Annotated in this window: 16 protein-coding genes; 9 read left to right on the forward strand and 7 right to left on the reverse strand. The window is 67.3% G+C overall.

The annotated features are described in order from the left end of the window. Nucleotides 1–117: 117 nt before the first annotated feature. A complete protein-coding gene (locus AC1RWI_RS03545) occupies nt 118–1,659 on the forward strand; it encodes a fatty acyl-CoA synthetase (RefSeq protein ID WP_173430745.1) in 1,542 nt (513 codons plus the stop codon). 164 nt (nt 1,660–1,823) lie between these two features. Here AC1RWI_RS03545 and AC1RWI_RS03550 read toward each other — a convergent pair whose 3' ends face one another. Both AC1RWI_RS03550 and AC1RWI_RS03555 read right to left on the reverse strand, forming a co-directional pair. Then, the gene (locus AC1RWI_RS03550) at nt 1,824–2,501 is read right to left on the reverse strand and encodes an outer membrane lipoprotein (protein WP_043357105.1); all 678 of its coding nucleotides are present in this window, start codon (nt 2,499–2,501) and stop codon (nt 1,824–1,826) included. A 167-nt stretch (nt 2,502–2,668) separates the two neighbouring features. Then, nucleotides 2,669–3,121, reverse strand: a complete 453-nt coding sequence (locus AC1RWI_RS03555) for a MarR family winged helix-turn-helix transcriptional regulator (protein ID WP_492864600.1) — start codon at nt 3,119–3,121, stop codon at nt 2,669–2,671. A gap of 202 nt (nt 3,122–3,323) precedes the next feature. On the opposite strand from AC1RWI_RS03555, the gene AC1RWI_RS03560 reads away from it, so the two are divergent. Together AC1RWI_RS03560 and AC1RWI_RS03565 are read left to right on the forward strand one after the other, a co-directional pair. After that, complete coding sequence (locus AC1RWI_RS03560; RefSeq protein WP_043357110.1) at nt 3,324–3,893, forward strand: YggT family protein; 570 nt, start codon at nt 3,324–3,326, stop codon at nt 3,891–3,893. A 209-nt stretch (nt 3,894–4,102) separates the two neighbouring features. Continuing rightward, complete coding sequence (locus tag AC1RWI_RS03565; RefSeq protein WP_043357111.1) at nt 4,103–4,381, forward strand: hypothetical protein; 279 nt, start codon at nt 4,103–4,105, stop codon at nt 4,379–4,381. A gap of 165 nt (nt 4,382–4,546) precedes the next feature. Here AC1RWI_RS03565 and AC1RWI_RS03570 read toward each other — a convergent pair whose 3' ends face one another. Then, nucleotides 4,547–5,476: a LysR family transcriptional regulator gene (locus tag AC1RWI_RS03570; protein WP_043357113.1), complete on the reverse strand. Its 930-nt coding sequence runs from the start codon at nt 5,474–5,476 to the stop codon at nt 4,547–4,549. A 141-nt stretch (nt 5,477–5,617) separates the two neighbouring features. Here AC1RWI_RS03570 and AC1RWI_RS03575 point away from each other — a divergent pair, with 141 nt between their 5' ends. Continuing rightward, the gene (locus tag AC1RWI_RS03575; protein ID WP_492864579.1) at nt 5,618–6,466 is read left to right on the forward strand and encodes an IclR family transcriptional regulator; all 849 of its coding nucleotides are present in this window, start codon (nt 5,618–5,620) and stop codon (nt 6,464–6,466) included. 13 nt (nt 6,467–6,479) lie between these two features. Here AC1RWI_RS03575 and AC1RWI_RS03580 read toward each other — a convergent pair whose 3' ends face one another. After that, a complete protein-coding gene (locus AC1RWI_RS03580; RefSeq protein ID WP_144410053.1) occupies nt 6,480–7,250 on the reverse strand; it encodes a phytanoyl-CoA dioxygenase family protein in 771 nt (256 codons plus the stop codon). Between the two features lie 290 nt (nt 7,251–7,540). Here AC1RWI_RS03580 and AC1RWI_RS03585 point away from each other — a divergent pair, with 290 nt between their 5' ends. The 5 genes from AC1RWI_RS03585 to AC1RWI_RS03605 all read left to right on the forward strand — a co-directional run bounded on the left by AC1RWI_RS03585 (nt 7,541) and on the right by AC1RWI_RS03605 (nt 13,713). Next, nucleotides 7,541–8,461: an AAA family ATPase gene (locus tag AC1RWI_RS03585; RefSeq protein ID WP_043357117.1), complete on the forward strand. Its 921-nt coding sequence runs from the start codon at nt 7,541–7,543 to the stop codon at nt 8,459–8,461. Between the two features lie 6 nt (nt 8,462–8,467). Next, complete coding sequence (locus tag AC1RWI_RS03590; protein ID WP_043357118.1) at nt 8,468–9,514, forward strand: DUF58 domain-containing protein; 1,047 nt, start codon at nt 8,468–8,470, stop codon at nt 9,512–9,514. Next, a complete protein-coding gene (locus AC1RWI_RS03595; RefSeq protein WP_043357120.1) occupies nt 9,511–11,544 on the forward strand; it encodes a transglutaminase TgpA family protein in 2,034 nt (677 codons plus the stop codon). The genes AC1RWI_RS03590 and AC1RWI_RS03595 overlap by 4 nt, the downstream gene beginning before the upstream one ends. A gap of 109 nt (nt 11,545–11,653) precedes the next feature. Further along, the gene (locus tag AC1RWI_RS03600; protein WP_043357122.1) at nt 11,654–12,142 is read left to right on the forward strand and encodes a MarR family winged helix-turn-helix transcriptional regulator; all 489 of its coding nucleotides are present in this window, start codon (nt 11,654–11,656) and stop codon (nt 12,140–12,142) included. Continuing rightward, complete coding sequence (locus AC1RWI_RS03605) at nt 12,139–13,713, forward strand: MFS transporter (RefSeq protein ID WP_492864582.1); 1,575 nt, start codon at nt 12,139–12,141, stop codon at nt 13,711–13,713. Before AC1RWI_RS03600 ends, AC1RWI_RS03605 begins: the two co-directional genes overlap by 4 nt. A 235-nt stretch (nt 13,714–13,948) precedes the next feature. On the opposite strand, the gene AC1RWI_RS03610 is transcribed toward AC1RWI_RS03605, so the two are convergent. The 3 genes from AC1RWI_RS03610 to AC1RWI_RS03620 all read right to left on the reverse strand — a co-directional run bounded on the left by AC1RWI_RS03610 (nt 13,949) and on the right by AC1RWI_RS03620 (nt 16,469). Further along, a complete protein-coding gene (locus tag AC1RWI_RS03610) occupies nt 13,949–14,266 on the reverse strand; it encodes a hypothetical protein (protein WP_006164639.1) in 318 nt (105 codons plus the stop codon). A 271-nt stretch (nt 14,267–14,537) separates the two neighbouring features. After that, nucleotides 14,538–16,001, reverse strand: a complete 1,464-nt coding sequence (locus AC1RWI_RS03615; protein ID WP_043357126.1) for a DegQ family serine endoprotease — start codon at nt 15,999–16,001, stop codon at nt 14,538–14,540. A gap of 165 nt (nt 16,002–16,166) precedes the next feature. Further along, the gene (locus tag AC1RWI_RS03620; RefSeq protein ID WP_043357128.1) at nt 16,167–16,469 is read right to left on the reverse strand and encodes a GIY-YIG nuclease family protein; all 303 of its coding nucleotides are present in this window, start codon (nt 16,467–16,469) and stop codon (nt 16,167–16,169) included. Nucleotides 16,470–16,636 lie beyond the last annotated feature (167 nt).

The raw sequence follows: 16,636 nt of genomic DNA on the forward strand, positions 1-16,636 counted from the left end.
AAGGCCAACGCCGCAGCCGTGGCATCGTGCTTGCGCCAGGGATGCAATGACGCGATCCGGCCCCGCGGCATCGGCTCTCAAGACTTGCTGGACCCTAAAACCATAACGGAGACCACCATGCAGTCAGAGCAGCAGCGCGTCCTGCGCAATACCATCCCCGATGCCCTCGCCCGCGCGGTACGGCGCAGCCCCGACAAGGTGGCGCTGCGCTTTGGCGAGCGCAGCTGGACCTATCGCGAGCTCGAGGCCGCGGCGGCCAGCGTAGGCGCTGCGCTGCAGCGGTGGGGCCTGCGCCCCGGCGACCGCGTGGCGGCGTTCGGCAAGAATTCGGATGCCTACGTGCTGCTGTGGCTGGGCTGCCTGCGTGCCGGGCTGATCCATGTGCCGGTGAATTTCTCGATGACGCGCGGCGAGGTCGAGTACATCGTCGCCCAGTCCGGCGCCAGCGCGCTGTTTGCCGACCCGGCGCTGGCCGCGCATGTCGAAGGGCTGCCTTGCCCGTTGCTGGGGAGCCTCCATGGCGGCGGCCAGCGCGACGTGCTGACGGCGGCCCAGGGCCCCGCCGGGGAGATTCTCGCCACCCTCGACGACGCCATGCCAGCGCAGATCCTCTACACCTCAGGCACCACGTCCGCGCCCAAGGGGGCGGTGCTCACGCATCGCGCCTTGCTGGCCGAATACATGAGCGCCATCGCCACGTGCGACATCAAGCCGGAGGATGACGCGCTGGCTGCGCTGCCGCTCTACCACTCTGCGCAGATGCATGTCTTCCTGATGCCGCTGCTGCTGATGGGCGGCAGCATTCTGCTGGCGCAAAGCCCCGAGCCAGGCTTCTGCCTGCGCACGGTGCGTGAGGCCGGCATCACCAGCTTCTTTGCGCCACCCACCGTATGGATTGCGCTGCTACGCCACGCGGACTTCGATCCGCGCCAGCTGGTCTCGCTGACCAAGGCCTATTACGGTGCCTCGATCATGCCGCTGCCGGTGCTGCTGGAGTTGCGCGAGCGCCTGCCCGCGCTGGGCTTTTTCAACTGCTACGGACAAAGCGAGATCGGCCCGCTGGCCACGGTGCTCAGCCCCGAGGAGCACCGCGAGCGGCCCGCTTCGGCCGGGCGGCCCGTGCTGAATGTGGAAACCCGCATCGTCGACGAGAAGATGCAAGACGCCAGACCCGGCGAGCTCGGCGAGATCGTGCACCGCTCGCCGCAGTTGCTCACCGAGTACTGGGACAAGCCAGAGCAGACCGCCGAGGCCTTCAGCGGCGGCTGGTTCCACTCGGGCGACCTGGGTTATATGGACGAGGGCGGCTACCTGTATGTGGTGGACCGCATCAAGGACGTGATCAATTCCGGCGGCGTGCTGGTCTCCAGCCGTGAAGTCGAAGAGTGCCTGTACCAGCATGAGGCCGTGGCGGAAGTCGCCGTCTTCGCGCTGCCGCACCCCAAATGGGTGGAAGCCGTGGCGGCTTGCGTGGTGCTCAAGCGCGAGACGCGCGCTGAGGAGGAGGCGCTGCTTGCCCATGCCCGCGCCGCGCTTGCCCCGTACAAGGTGCCCAAGCGCATCGTGTTCGTGCCCGACCTGCCGCGCAACACCGCCGGCAAACTGCTCAAGCGGCAATTGCGCGAGGATTACGCGGACTTGTTCGGGGCGGGCTTGTAGGCGATCAAGACTTCAGCAATTTCAGCAAGGCCTCGGCGGCTGCGGCCGACGAGGCGGGATTCTCGTCCGGCCACGGGCGCGCTATGCGCTGCCGCCTCCGCGCCCGGGAACCCTTACCCGTTACGTTAGACAACGACAATGGAAGATCCGGGCAAGCGCCATCGTCAATAAGGCATTGCCACGCCGTTCTGCACCTTGACCCGGTCGCCGTTGCGCAGGTTGTACGGCGTGGACTGGGTCAGCGTGAGGTAGCCGTTGTCGGTGGTGCGCACGCGGATGCGGTACGCGGGCGGTGCCGTGTTGGCGCGCTTCTCCACCTCGTTGCCGGCCACCGCGCCGACCACCGCGCCGCCGATGGTCGCCACCGTATTGCCGCGGCCGCCGCCTACCTGGTGGCCGAGCAGGCCGCCAACCATGCCGCCGATCAAGGTGCCGGCGACGCCGCCGCTAGCCGGCTGTCCCGGCAACATCTCGATGGATTCAACCTGGCCATAGCGCACGCCGTAGGCATCATTGCCGTAGGCGGCTTGCGGCTGGCTCGCCTGGGGATAGCCGGCTTGCGGGTAGCCCTGTTGCGGATAGCTCTCCTGTACCGGCGCCTGCGGGTAGCCCGATTGCGGGTAGTCGGCCTGCGGGTAAGCGGGTTGCTGGTATCCCTGCTGCGGATAGGCCACCGGGTAAGCGCCACCCGCCTGCGTGCTGCTGCCGTACGTGCCCGAATTGCCATAGGCCCCGTAGCCACCATACCCGCCGCCATATGGCGCGCTCACGCAGCCGGCCAGGGCGCCCGCTGCAAGCAAGCCAAGCGCGGCGGTACGAAGGGGGAAAGAAGGGAAAGGCATCGGGAAAACTCCTGCGGTAGCAACGCGAGTGGGAATGCGCGCGAGTCTAGGGCCGCAGGAGCGTCTCGGGTGTCACCGAGGCTTGTGATTGGTAACCGCCTGTAACGGGGAATGCCTTCCGGGTTAAAAAAACGCTTTCGCCCGCTTCAGAAATGCTTCACGGGCGCTCAGGCGCGCTCCGCCCCGTCGTCGTTGAAGGCCGTGAGGCGTGCCACGCGGAAGGTGCCACGCAGCGATTCCAGTTCGCTGCGGTGCAGCATAGCCAGCCGGTTAAGGAAGCGCTCGCCCTTGGCCATCAGGTGGACCTCGACAATGCGGCGGTCATCCGGGTTGGCCTTGCGCTTGACCAGCCCGGCCGCCTCGCAGCGGTTGACCAGCGCGACCACGCCGTGCTGCTTGGCCTGCAAGCGCTCGGCAAGCTCGCCGATCGATGCCCAGTCCTTGCCGGCACAGCCGCGGATATGCAGCATCAGCAGGTATTGCTGCACGGTCAGCCCTTCGCTCTGGGCGGCATCTTCTGAAAACCGCAGGAAACGCCGCAGTTGGTAGCGAAAATCGGAAAGTGCCTCGAAATCCCGCTTGGCGAGCGGGGATTTGGATGCGGCAGGCTGGCGGGTCATAAGGGGCAGCGTCTGGGCGCTGAGGAACTTGGCTCGACGCTCATTATAGGGGCTGCCCCCGGCGGTTCCGCGCACGCGCGGCGGCGTCAGGTTCCGGGGCCAGGCCAGGGTTTCGACCGGCGCTGATGCGGGTATGGCAGAATCTGTGCGTTCGCAGACACTCCTGACTGCAGACATCACACTTCCACCGGAACCGAAACCGATGTTCTCGGAAATCGCCCTTTTCCTGCTCAATACCGTCTTCAGCTTGTTCGGCATGGCGCTGCTGCTGCGCCTGTGGATGCAATGGACACGGCTGCCCACGCGCAATCCCGTCTCACAAGGCGTATTCCAGGTCACCGACTGGCTGGTACGGCCCTTGCGCCGGTTCATCCCCGGCCTTGGCGGCATCGACTGGGCCACCGTGATCGGTGCCTGGCTGACCGCCCTGGCGTTCCTGCTGCTGGTGCTGCTGGTCTCCGGAGCCGACCCGCTGGCCTACCTGCCGCTGATCCTGCTGATCGCCCTGCTCAATATGCTGAAGTGGGGCATCAGCATGGTGATGTGGGTCACGCTGCTGATGGCGATTCTGTCGTGGGTCAACCCGCACTCCCCCGTCACGCCCGCCATCAACCACCTGACCGAGCCGCTGCTGCGCCCGATCCGCCGCGTGATTCCGCGCCTGGGCGGCTTCGATATCTCGCCGATGGCGCTTTTCGTGATCGCGCAGATCTTGCTGATGATCATTGCCCGCCTTGGCGCGGGATTGTTCGGCGCGCGATTTGGCCTCTGAAGGCGTCTGAAGACATCCAAAGACCACTGAAGGTCTTGAAAGACCCATCCGGCAGGGTGTGCCGGCGGATGCCCCGGGCTCAGGTCCGGGGCATTGTTCATAGTGACGAACAGTGTTTTGGTGATTGGCTCTTTTTCCTAAGCAGATGCAGGCATACATTACGGCCAACGTGGAACACACCACGATATGCCCGAAGGAAGAAAAGCATCATGAAGACCCGCGCACAAACCCGCACCCTCGCCGTTTCCCTCCTCTGCGCCATCGGCCTGTCGATGGCCGCCGCCTCCGCGCACGCCAGCGTGCCGGTTTCCGACCTGGCCCGCCTTGATGGCAGCATCGGCCGCACGGTCGATGCGTTCACCGACGGTGCCCGCAGCGGCCCGCGCGACCCGTTCACCGATGGCGCCCGCAGCGGCCCGCGTGACCCGTACACCGACGGCGCCCGCGGCGTGAACGAGCCCCGCAGCAGCTTCAGCGACGGCGCCTGAGCGCAACCTGGCATTCGCCAGGTGAGGAAGAGACAGTTAGATAGTCAAGTAGTCAGAGATAGTCAGCAAGTGCTCACGGTGTGAGCAACACTGTCAGCGCGGACATGGGCAGGCCTGCCAGCCGCCCACGCCCAACCGCAATGGCCTCCACAGCCGCGCCAGCCCTCACGGGCCGGGCGCGGCTGCGTCGTTTCGGTCCTGCAGTTCGGAGGCCATCATGGCTTCCACCGCCTCCATGAAGACGCGCACCTTTTGCGGCTGCAGCCGGCGATCAGGCAGCAAGGCAAAGACCCGCAGCGGCGGCGGCGGGTAGTCCGGCAGCACCTTCACCAGCCGTCCTTGGGCGACCTCCGCTTCGCAATAGATCAGCGACAACCGGGCAATGCCAAGGCCGGCCAGGGCGCCTTGCAACCGCAGCTCGGCGTTGGCGGTCTGCATGCGCGGCCGGATCGGTACCGCCACGCGCTCGCCATCGCGGATAAATTCCCACATGCCGTCACCGGGCGTGGTCAGGGTCGGCAGGTTGGCCAGGTCCTCGGGCTGCAGTTGCAGCGGCAGGCCGGCGGCCAGCGCTGGCGCCGCGAACAGGCCGCGCTCCACGTGATAGATGCGCCGCGCCACGGTCCCGGAATCGGGCAAGTCGGCATCGACCGCGACAAAGGCGACGTCGAATCCATCACGAATGGGATCGACCATGCCTTGCGAGATCTCCACCTTCACGTCCAGTGCCGGATGGGCCGCCAGCGTGCGGCAGATCACGCCGCCCAGTTGCTGGGCGCCAAACTCGTACGGCGCGGCGATGCGCAGCACGCCTTGCACCCGCTCCTCGCGCGCCAGTGTTTCCTGGCGGATCTCACGCAGCCGCGCGAACAAGGGCGCCACGTCGCGGTACACGGCGCTGCCGGCGTCGGTCAGGCGCATGCGCCGGGTTGTGCGCTGGAGCAGCTTGGAGCCGATGGCCGACTCAAGCCGCGCAACCGCCGCCGAGACCCGGGACTTGGGGCAGTCGAGCTGCTCGGCCGCAGCCGTGAAAGTGCCTTGCTCCACCACGCAGCAGAAGGCTTCCCAATCGTTCCACTGGATTGTCTCGTTCACCAGGCGATATTTCCTTTACAAGCTATGTTTCCCAAACGCGCGACATTATGCGCGCAGCGGGCGCACCACTGGCGCGCGCCCCGCATTTCCTCTACCCTTTCGGCCTTTCCGTGTGTATTCGGCGATCAGCCGAACCAACCGATGGCCAGCCCTGCCGCTCCCGACAATTCCGACCACCCGGCCACGGATGCTCCCGTGGCGCCCGCCGCCGCGCCGGGCCCGGACAAGCCGAGCGATACCTATGTGCAGTCCTTTGCACGCGGGCTCTCGGTCATCCGTGCCTTTGACGCGCAGCACCCCGCCCAGACGCTGAGCGAGATCGCGCAGGCCAGCGGCCTGACCCGCGCCGGCGCGCGGCGCATTTTGCTGACCCTGGTCGGCCTAGGCTATGTGCGCGCCGATGGCCGCCTGTTCCGCCTGACGCCCAAGATCCTCGACCTGGGCTTCGCCTACCTGACCTCGATGCCGTTCTGGAACCTGGCCGAGCCGATCATGGAGGCGTTGTCGCAGGAGGTGCATGAAAGCTGCTCGATCTCCGTGCTGGACGGCACCGAGATTGTCTACGTGCTGCGGGTGCCAGCGCGCAAGATCATGACGATCAACCTGTCCATCGGCAGCCGGCTTCCGGCCTATTGCTCGTCGATGGGCCGCGTGCTGCTGGCCGGCCTGCCGCTTGAGGAGCTCGACCGGGTGCTGGGCGCCAGCGAACTGCGCGCCCGTACCAGCCGCACCGTCACCGACCCCGCCGAGCTCAAGGCCATCATTGCCGGCATCCGCACGCGCGGCTGGGCCCAGAACGACCAGGAGCTGGAAGAAGGACTGGTCTCGCTGGCCGCGCCGATCCGCAACCGTGCCGGCCAGGTCATCGCCGCCATCAATATCAGCGGCCAGGCCAACCGCACCAGCGCCGACGACATGGCCAGCAGCTTCCTGCCTGCGCTGCTGGCCGCCTCCGAGAAAATCTCGAACCTGATCAGCCTGCGCAGCTGATGCGCCAGCGCGGTTAGCGCGCGGGCGTTGCCGGCGCGGGCAGCTCGACGCTGCCGAACTCGGCCGAGCGGGTGCCCGGCAGCGGATGGTTGCTGGCACCGTGGTAGGCGAAGGCGACCGACAACTTGACCGCTTCGGAAACGTTCTGGCCCGCGCTGTGAAACAGGCGGCTGTCGAACAGCAGCACGTCGCCGCGTTCCAGGGCCAGCGGCCGCACGCCTTGCAGCATGGCCTGGCTGGCCGGATGCGACTCGATCAGGAATTCGGCCGCATCGAGCTGGCCGGGTTCGAGCGCGACGGTGTGCGAGCCGGGAATCACGCGCAGCACGCCGTTGCTCTCATCCTCCCTGCCCAGCGCCAGCCACACCGTCACCAGCTCCGGGCGGGCAAATGACCAGTAGCGGGTATCACGGTGCCAGCCGGTCTGGCTGCCATAGTGCGGATGCTTGGTCATCACGCAGTTGTGGTGCGCGAGAGTCAGGCGCACCGGCTCGCCCAGCAGGCTCGCCACCACCTGCCCCACCGCGGGATCGGCGGCCCATGCACGGAACGCATCGTCGCGCCCATAGGCCTGGCGCAAGCGCCGCACCGTGGCCCCTCCGACGGCGTCGCGGCTTGCGGGCGCGCCGGGATAGCCTAGCTCGGCTTCATATTCGACCGGCGCCGCCGCCGCGGCCAGTTGCGCGCGTGCGACCTGCTCGAGCTGGTCGCAGACCGCGGGCGGGGCAAAGCCGCGCAGCACGATATAGCCGTCCGCGTGAAAAGCGCGGTTGAGTTCGTTCAAGTCTGCAGCGGTCGGGGCGATGGCCGAAGCGGTGGAAGTGGCGGAAGCGGTGGAAACCTTGGAAGCCGTGGAAGCCACTTGGGAAGCGGCACCCGGCGGGACAGCAAGCGGGGAGTTCATTGCAGCGGATGAGGGGTTGGCTGGGCCGACAGCTTCGATAATGCCAGAAGCCGGGCGAATCGGCGCGCCCCGCGTGTGTCGGGTGCCCATTGCGTGCGCAAACAGACTGTTCCCGCGCCTGCGCGCGCCGCTACAATGGCCGGGTTCTCCCTCCGACCCGCAGGCTTCACGTGACAGCTCGCCCACGCATCGTCGCATCGCTCTCCGAGGCGGAAGCCCAGCTTGGCCGCATCGTCCTGGGCAAGCCCCGGCAGATCCGGCTGGCGCTGGCCTGCATGCTGGCACGTGGCCACCTGCTGCTGGAGGACCTGCCGGGCGTGGGCAAGACCACGCTCGCCCACGCGCTGGCCCGCACGCTGGGGTTGCAGTTCCAGCGCGTGCAGTTCACCAGCGACCTGTTGCCCGCCGACCTGATCGGCGTCTCCGTCTTCGTGCGCGACAGCGCGGAATTCCGCTTCCATCGCGGCCCCGTGTTCGCGCAGGTGGTGCTTGCCGACGAGATCAACCGCGCCACCCCCAAGACGCAAAGCGCCTTGCTGGAGGCAATGGCGGAGGGACAGGTCACCCACGACGGCGTCACCCACGCCTTGCCGTCCCCGTTCTTCGTCATCGCCACGCAGAATCCGCTGGACCAGATCGGCACGCACGCCTTGCCCGAATCGCAGCTCGACCGTTTCACCATGCGCCTGTCGCTGGGTTATCCCGATCCAGCCTTCGAGCGCGTGCTCTACCTCGGCGGTGCGGCGCCCGCGGCCGGCACGCCCGTGATGGATGCCGAGCAGGTGGCCGCGCTGCAGCAGGCCGCGGCCCAGGTCTATGCCGGCCCGGCGCTGGTGGACTACGCCCTGGCGCTGGTGCAGGCCACGCGCGCGCACTCCGCCTTTGCCGCCGGGCTGTCGCCGCGGGCGGGCCTGGCGCTGCTGGCCTGCGCGCGCGCCTGGGCGTTGCTGCACCAGCGCGACAGCGTGCTGCCCGAAGACGTGCAGGCGGTCTTCATGCCGGTGGCGGGCCACCGGCTGCTGCCGTCCGGCGCAGCCGGCGGTGGCCAGGAGGCGCTTACCCGCCTGCTGGCCGACGTCGCCATTCCCTGACGCCCGATGGCGCGCGGCCGGCCGTTTTCCTCGCCGGGCACGGCATCTCCGGCCGCGCCTGGCCCCAAGCGGCAGGCGTGGGCGTCGCCACCCTGGCTGCAGCGCCGGCGCCCACCCCGGCAAGGCGTGGTAACGCTCGACCGCCGTCACCTGTACATCCTGCCCACCCGGGCTGGCCTGGGCTTCGCGGTCTTGCTGATGGCCATGCTGCTGACCTCGCTGAACTACAACATCAGCCTGGGCTTCGCCCTCACCTTCCTGCTCGGCGGCATCGGCATGGCCTGCATGTGGCACGCCTACCGCAACCTGCTCGACATGACGGTGGCCGGCGCCAGCGCGGTGCCAGCCTTTGCCGGCGAGCCGGCCGCTTTCAGCCTGCGCATTGCAGGCAGCGACGCGCCGGTGCGCATCGGCGTGGAGGCAAGCCTGCCGGCCCAGGCTGGCGCGCTACCTGCCCGCCTGAGCCTGGCACGGGATGCCTCCGGCCAGCTGACCTTGCACATGCCCACCAGCCAGCGCGGCTGGCTGGCGCTGCCGCGCGTCACGCTGTCGAGCCGTTTCCCGCTGGGCCTGTTCCGGGTGTGGAGCTATGCCGACCTGCCGCTGGCGGCGCTGGTCTACCCAAGGCCGGAACCTGGCGCGCCGCCGCTGCCATTTGCCGCGCAGCCCGACGACGATGGTGCAGCGTCCTTGCCCTCGGACGATGGCACGGATCATTTGCGGCGCTACCGCAGCGGCGATCCGTTGCGCCGCATCGCCTGGAAACATAGCGCGCGTACCGGCCGCTGGCTGAGCCGCACCGGCGAGGCCGGCAGCCTGCCAACCTGCTGGCTGGACTGGCAGGCCCTGCCACAACAGCTCGGCGTTGAGGCGCGGCTATCGCGCCTGTGCGCCTGGGTGGTGGCCGCGGGCGACACCATGGAAATCGGCCTGCGGCTGCCCGGGGTCGAGATCGCGCCCGGGCGCGGCGGCGCGCATCGCCGCGCCTGCCTCGAGGCCCTGGCCCTGTGGCCGGGACGCGCCGGTCAAGCCCCGCCGGAGCGCACACCGTGAAGCTGCCGCCGCGCCCCCTTGCGCACGAAGAGCATGGCCTGCTGCTGGGCCAGCTGGCATTGGTGCTGGCGCCGCAAGCGCGCAGCCTGCCGGTGACCATCAGCGTCTTGCTGGTCTTGCTGCTGGCGTGGCGCTGGCTGTTGTGGCACCAGCGCGCGCCGCTGCCCTCGCGCCTGATGCTCGGGATCATCGCGGGGCTGGTGATGCTGGTGGCCGCCGCACTGGTCTGGCAGGCCGGCGGCAACATGGGGCGCGACCTGTCGGTGGCGTTGCTGGGCGCCTTCGTCGTGCTCAAATTGCTGGAGTGCCGGGTGCTGGCCGATGCCACGCTGGTTACCCAGCTGTGCTTTTACCTGCTGCTAAGCCTGTACCTGTTCGACCAGCCGTTCTGGCTGGCCTTGTACAGCCTTGCCATTGCCGCCTGGCTGCTGCGCAACTGGCTCTTCCTGGGGCATCCCGAGGCACGGGGCTATCTTGCCGTGTGGCCGTTGCTCGGCCGCCTGACGCTGATCGGGCTGCCCTGGGCGCTGCTGCTCTTTGTCTTGTTTCCGCGCCTGGATCGTCCGCTGTGGCGGCTGCCGCAAGCCGAGGCCGTGGCCACTACCGGCATCAGCGACACCATGAGTCCGGGCAGCGTGAGCCGGCTCACCCAGTCGACCGAAGTCGCACTGCGCGCCGACGTGCAAGGCGGTCCGTTGCTGGCCAGCGCCCTGTACTGGCGCGCGCTGGTGCTGTGGCAATTCGATGGACAGACCTGGCGGCCATCGCCCTTGCGCCAGCGGCGCGCGCAGCCGGCGCCAGCCTTGCCGGCGGCCGATGACATGGCTGCGGATGCCGGGCCCGGCGAGACGGTTGGCGACGCCCCGGCCAACGGGATCGTCAACTACAGCATCACGCTGGAGCCCAACCAGCACGCGTGGCTGTTCCTGCTCGACCGTGGCCAGGCAATTGCCCCCGGCGCTGGCGCGGTGATCAATGCCGACGGCGAATTTTTTACGCGCGACCCGGTGGACCGGCGCCTGCGCTACCGCGCGCGTTCGGCTCCGGCTGCGCCGCAGCCGCTCGATCTGGCGACGCGAGAGCTGGCGCTGGCATTGCCGCCGGGCAACCCGCGCACGCGGGAGCTCGCAGCCGCGTGGGCGGAGCAATACCCGGATCCCGCCCAGCGCGCGCGGGCCGCGCTGCGGCTGTTTGCCGCCGCGCCGTTCAGCTACACGCTCTTGCCTTCGCCGCTTGGCCACGAGCAGGTCGACAGTTTCCTGTTCGACACGCGACGCGGTTTTTGCGAGCATTACGCCAGCAGCTTCGTGTTCCTGATGCGCGCAGCCGGTGTGCCGGCGCGCGTGGTCACCGGCTATCTCGGCGGCGAGTACAACCCCATCGGCGGCAACTACATCGTGCGGCAGGCCGACGCCCACGCATGGGCGGAAATCTGGCTCGAGGGACGCGGCTGGGTGCGCGTCGATCCCACCAGCGCGGTGGCGCCAAGCCGGGTCGAGCGCGGCATCGACGCCGCGCTGGAAGCCAGCGAGATCGAAGCGCTGCACGCGATGCGAGACCCGGGCTGGCTGCGGAACCTGCGCTGGGGCATGGACGGCATGGTCTACACCTGGCAGCGCTGGGTATTGCAATACGATCGCGGCCAGCAGGCCCGGCTGATGCAGCAACTCGGCATCGGCGACAGCGTGCCGCAGTTCCTGCTGGGCGGACTGGCGGCGCTGAGCCTGCTGGCGCTCGTGCCACTCGTGCTCAGGCGCCGCCGGATCGATCCGGTGCAAGCCGCCTACGCGCGCTTCTGCCACCAGCTGTCACGCCACGGTTGCGTGCGCGCACCGTCCGAAGGGCCCCAGGATTTTGCAGCGCGGGCCGCCCGCGCCCTCCCGGCTGCCGCGCTGGCAGTGCAGGACTTCAGCGATCGCTACACCAGGCTGCGCTACGGCCGCCTGGCGCCGGTGCAGCGCTCGGCCGAGCTTGCCGAGCTGCGCCAGGCGCTGCGGCGGCTTTGCCGTCACCTCGCTCGCCGAACATAACGAGCGCCGGGAGGCATCGGTACTCCGATTTGTTTCAGATGATATAATTACATTTGTAATTAAATTGCCGGACCGGCTCCGTTGCTCCGGCATCACCTGACACCCCGCCATGTCCTTCGAAGACCGCATTGACCGCTTCTGCGCGGGCCATCCGGAAGCGCCGCGCGACCTGATCCTGGCTTCCCGGCTGCTCATGCGCACCGCACGCCTGCTACGCAGTCACATCGATCGCGCGCTGGCGCCCTTCGAGCTGGACCTGCAGCAATACCTCGCCATCAGCCTGCTCGCCACCGACGACAACCAGCCCAGCCTGCCGTCCGAGCTCGGCATCACGCTCGACGCCACGCGCACGCAGATGACCCGGCTGATGGACGGCCTCGAAGCGCGCGGCCTGGTGCGCCGGCACGCTTCGGCGCAGGACCGCCGCAGCACCGAGCTCGTACTGACAGCCGCCGGCCACCGCATGCTGGAGCGTGCCGCCCCAGCCGTGCATGCGGCCTACGCCGAGGCCTGGGGGCCGGTCGGCGAAAGCGGTCTGGCCGCTGCCACGCGCGCGCTCAACCGGATGCACCAGAACCTGCTGACGCTGGAACCATGAAAACCGTGTCTGCCTTACGGCCGCTGCGGCTCGGGCTGCGGTGGCTGCGCCTGCTCAGCCACCAGCAGCGCCAGACCCTGGTGATGCTGCTGCTCGCGCTGGCTACCTCGGTGGAGTTCCTCGAGAACATCATGTTCGTGTTCGCGTCGAGCCATATCGTTGGCGGCATCGATGCCGATCCGCGCAGCTTCGCCCTGGTCCAGGCCGCGTACGCGGTGGGCAGCATGTTGATGATCCTCAAGCAGCAATGGCTGGCGCAGCGCTTTGGCTATCGCTACTACCTCACCGGCGCGCTGTTGATCTTCATGGCGGGCACGCTGGCAGCGGCCACCAGCCATTCGCTGCCACAGCTGGTGGGCGCGCGCTTTGTGCAGGGCGTCGGCGGCGGGGCGCTGTTTACCAGCTGCCGCATTCTGGTCAATGTGATGTTTGCGCCGGCCGACCGCCCGCGTGCTTCGCGCATCTTCATGCTGGGGATCTTTGCCGCCTCCGCGCTGGCGCCCGCCATGGCAGCCGAGCTGATCGAGCGCGGCGTGTGGCAGGACGTGTTCTACGGCGTGCTGCCCTTCGTCGCGCTGGCAGCGCTGGGGGCGTGGCTGCTGCTGCCGGACGCCGAGCCGCGCGAGGACGATCCCGGCCCCGCGCTGGGCCCCCTGCTGCTATTTGGCGCGGCGGTGGTGACCCTGCAGGCCGCCATGACGCAGGCGCGCTTCGATATCTTCTCGCACCCGCTGCGGCTGGCGCTGATCTGCGTGGCGGGTGTCGGACTGCTGATGGGGTTTCTCTGGCAGCAATGGCATCACAGCACGCCTGTGCTCCATCTGCGCGCGCTGCGCAATCCGGTCTACCTGACCGGGCTGGCCATGTATTTTGTTTACTACCTGACCAGCAACCTGAGCGGCTACGTGTTCCCGATCTACGCCGAGCAGGCGCTCGGGCTCCCGCTGGCGACTACCGGCTGGCTCAACACCTTCGCCGCCACGGTCAGCCTGGCCGGGATCTTCGTCTACCTGCGCCTGGCCCCAAAACTGCCGCACAAGAAACCGCTGATGGCAAGCGGCCTGCTTCTGATGGCCGGAGCCACGTGGTGGTTTTCGTCGATGCCGCCCAACGCCGGCCCGTCGGCGCTGGCGTGGGGACTGGTGGGCAAGGGCCTGTTTGGCGTGATGGTCATCATCCCCATTGCCGGCCTCACCTTCCGTTCGCTGGCCGGCGACGATTTCGCCCACGGCTACCGCAGCAAGAACCTGCTGCGCCAGATCGCCGCGTCCTTCGCGTCCGCACTTGGCGCCGTGCTTTTGCAGAACCGTCAGTTCGCGGTACACACGAGCCTGACCGGCGCCCTCGGCCAGCACACGGCACAGACGCAGCAGTGGATGGCGATGGCCCAGGCAGCCTTGGGCGCGCGTGGGCTGGATCCGGGCCATGCCTATCAGGCCGCGCTGGCGCAGCTTGCCGGCCTGGTCGATACGCAGGCCAGGTTGATTGCCTGCGAGGATCTGTATCGGCTGATCGCGGCGCTTGCCCTGATGGCTGCTGTCTTTATGCTGGTGCAACGCCGTCTCGATTGAGGCGCGCTTGCTGCAAGACTGGGAGTTGGATGCCGGGGCGCGAGCAGATCTGTCTGCCGCACAGGCTACGCGGTGTCGGCCCGAGGGGCTGGAGCAGCGCGTTGGATCTATCTGGTAAATCTGGCTGAATCTGGCTGGCATGCCGGAGCGGATCGCTCCGGGGCGTCGCGGCGCGGGACGCGCGCGGCTGTCGCTTTCCGGGAAAGCGTCGGGTCGGCTAGTTAATCGGCTCTAGTCAGAACAGAGCGAGCTGGCGCATGCCAAAGCCGATGGTTTCTTCCACGCGCATGCGGGCGTGAGCGAGCGAGCCCTCCGCACCGGAGTAATTGCCTGCGGCCCAGTGATAGACCACCGGCATGTCGCCGCGATCGGACAGGCGAACTTCGCCCAGTTTCTCGCCGCGCTCATTGCGGTAGAAATGCGAACGGTAGCCACGCTCCCAGTGCGGGGCTTCGGCTTTCTTGCGTCGGCGCGGGGTGGGCGAGGCTTGCGGCAGGCGCCGCGCTCTCTCGGTACCCGTGGTCGCGGACGCGCGGGTGAAATCCAACTGCATAGACTTCCTTGTGTCATCGAGTCTGCAGGACAATTTCGCATTAATGGCCCGGGATGGTCAAGGCCGTTGCCGCGTGTCCTGCTTCGCAGTCGAGATGATACCTGTTACCGCGCGTTCTGGCAGCCCTATTGCACCGGAATTCGGCGTCCACTAAGGCTTGGCGGGCCGACACGTATACCTTCGCGCCGACCCGTCCGCCATTTATGCGGAGGTTAACTCGGGGTTAACTTCGCGGTTAACTCGCTGGCTAACTCCGTGGCCGGCTTTGCAGTTAACCCAGGTCCAGAGGGATAAAGATACGGGCGTCGTCGCGTTGCACCAGCAGTGCAACCTGCTTGCCGGACTTCGCTACCAGGGCCCGCAACTGCTCCGCGGAGCCGATCGGCGTGCCGTTGATGGACAGGATGACGTCACCAGGCTGGATGCCCACCTTGGCCGCCGGGCCTGCGACATCTTCGACCACCAGCCCGCCGTCTATCCCGCTGTCGCGTTTCTCGGTCGGGCTCAGCGGGCGGACCGCCAGGCCAAGCTTGCCGCCGGCGTCATTGGCGGGGGTCTTGCCGGCAACTGCCGCATCCTTGGCCGTGCCGACCTTCACCGTCAGGGTCAGCGGCTCTCCCTTGCGGATCACCTTCAGCGAAGTCTGCGTGCCCGGCGCGAGGTCGGCCACATGCTCAGGCAAGTCTCCGGAATGGTCGATCACGTCGTTGCCGAGCTGCACGATCACGTCGCCCGGCTTGAGGCCAGCCTTGGCGGCCGGGCTGTCCGGCTCCACCGAGTTGACCAGCGCCCCGCTAGGCTTGGGCAGCCCGAACGATTGCGCCAGGGCCTGGTTGACCTCCTGCACGCCGATGCCCAGACGACCGCGGGTGACCTTGCCGTGCGCCACCAGCTGCGCCTGCACCTTGGTGGCTACGTCGATGGGAATCGAGAACGACAACCCCTGGTAACCGCCGGTCTGGCTGTAGATCTGCGAATTGATACCGATTACTTCGCCCCGCTGATTGAACAGGGGGCCGCCAGAGTTGCCGGGATTAACGGCCACATCGGTCTGGATGAATGGCACATAGGTGTCATCGGGCAAGGAGCGCGATTTCGCACTGACGATGCCGCCGGTGACCGTATTCTCGAAACCGTAAGGCGAGCCGATGGCCAGCACCGGCTCACCCACGCGTACGCGTGAGGGGTCGCCCAGGCGCACGGTCGGCAGATCCCTGGCGTCGATCTTGATCACCGCAACGTCCGTTTGCGCATCCGCGCCCAGCACCTTGGCCTTGAATTCGCGGCGGTCGGTCAGTTTGACCGTCACCTCCTGCGCGCCATCCACCACGTGCGCATTGGTCAGGATCAGGCCATCGGGGCTGACGATAAAGCCCGAGCCGAGGCCACGCACAAGTTGCTGCTGGCCATTCTGCGGCCCTTGGAACTGCGGGCCGAAGCGCTTGAAAAACTGGAAAAGGGGATCGTCCGGGTCCATGCCCTGCTGCACCTGTGCCGAAGTACGCTGGGCGCGCGCGGTAACACTGATATTGACCACTGCCGGACCGTACTGGTCGACAATGCTCGAGAAGTCGGTGGGCGCGGCAACGGCCAGGGGCTGGGCCGAGGCCGTTGCAGGCGCCTGAGCGGCATATCCAGGCGTGATGACTTCCTTCTGCAGATAGGTATACCCCCCGGCAAGAGCGGCCAGGGCAGCAATACCAATGGCTGAGCGTGCAAGCGTCTGGCGAATCATGGCGTTTTTCCTTTCTTGGCTACCTCAGGCGTCCGGACTATCTGGACGCGACAGGACCATCCTAAAGGCCGATCCTTAAACCAGACTTAAGGAAGCGTAGAAGGCACTGTCGGAATCAAGAAGGGTGCCACCGATGCGGAGGCATTCAAGGTGCGAGGGTAATGTTCAAGCAAGATCGGCGGCTGACGCATCCTGCATCTCTGTCGCCAATTGCACGCAAAAACTCCGCTTCTGCGCGGAAGTCAGCCGCTTCGCCGCCGCTTCGGCCTTTGAGGCTTCCGAGCGATTGTCGAAGCGCTGCCAGCCCAGGATCCTGATGGGCTTGCGCGATCGCGTATATTTAGCGCCCGTTCCTGCCAGATGCTGGGCGAAGCGCCGCTCCACATCCGTGGTGATACCGGTGTAGATCGTGTTGCCCTCGCATTCGAGCAGGTAAAGAAACCACGGTGCTTCGCCGTCGGCTGGCATTCGAAATGAACTAAAAAAAAGGGGGGGGCGAGATGGCCGGAACAGCAATTATGCTTGCTGCCATGACTTTCGATCGCTATTTCGATCGCACAAAAGCAAAACCCCCCAGTACTTTCGTACTGGGGGGTTTCAAGGGAGAGCCTGGCGATTACCTACTTTCACACGGG

It is taken from the genome of Cupriavidus sp. MPR-AND1C (assembly GCF_058809705.1).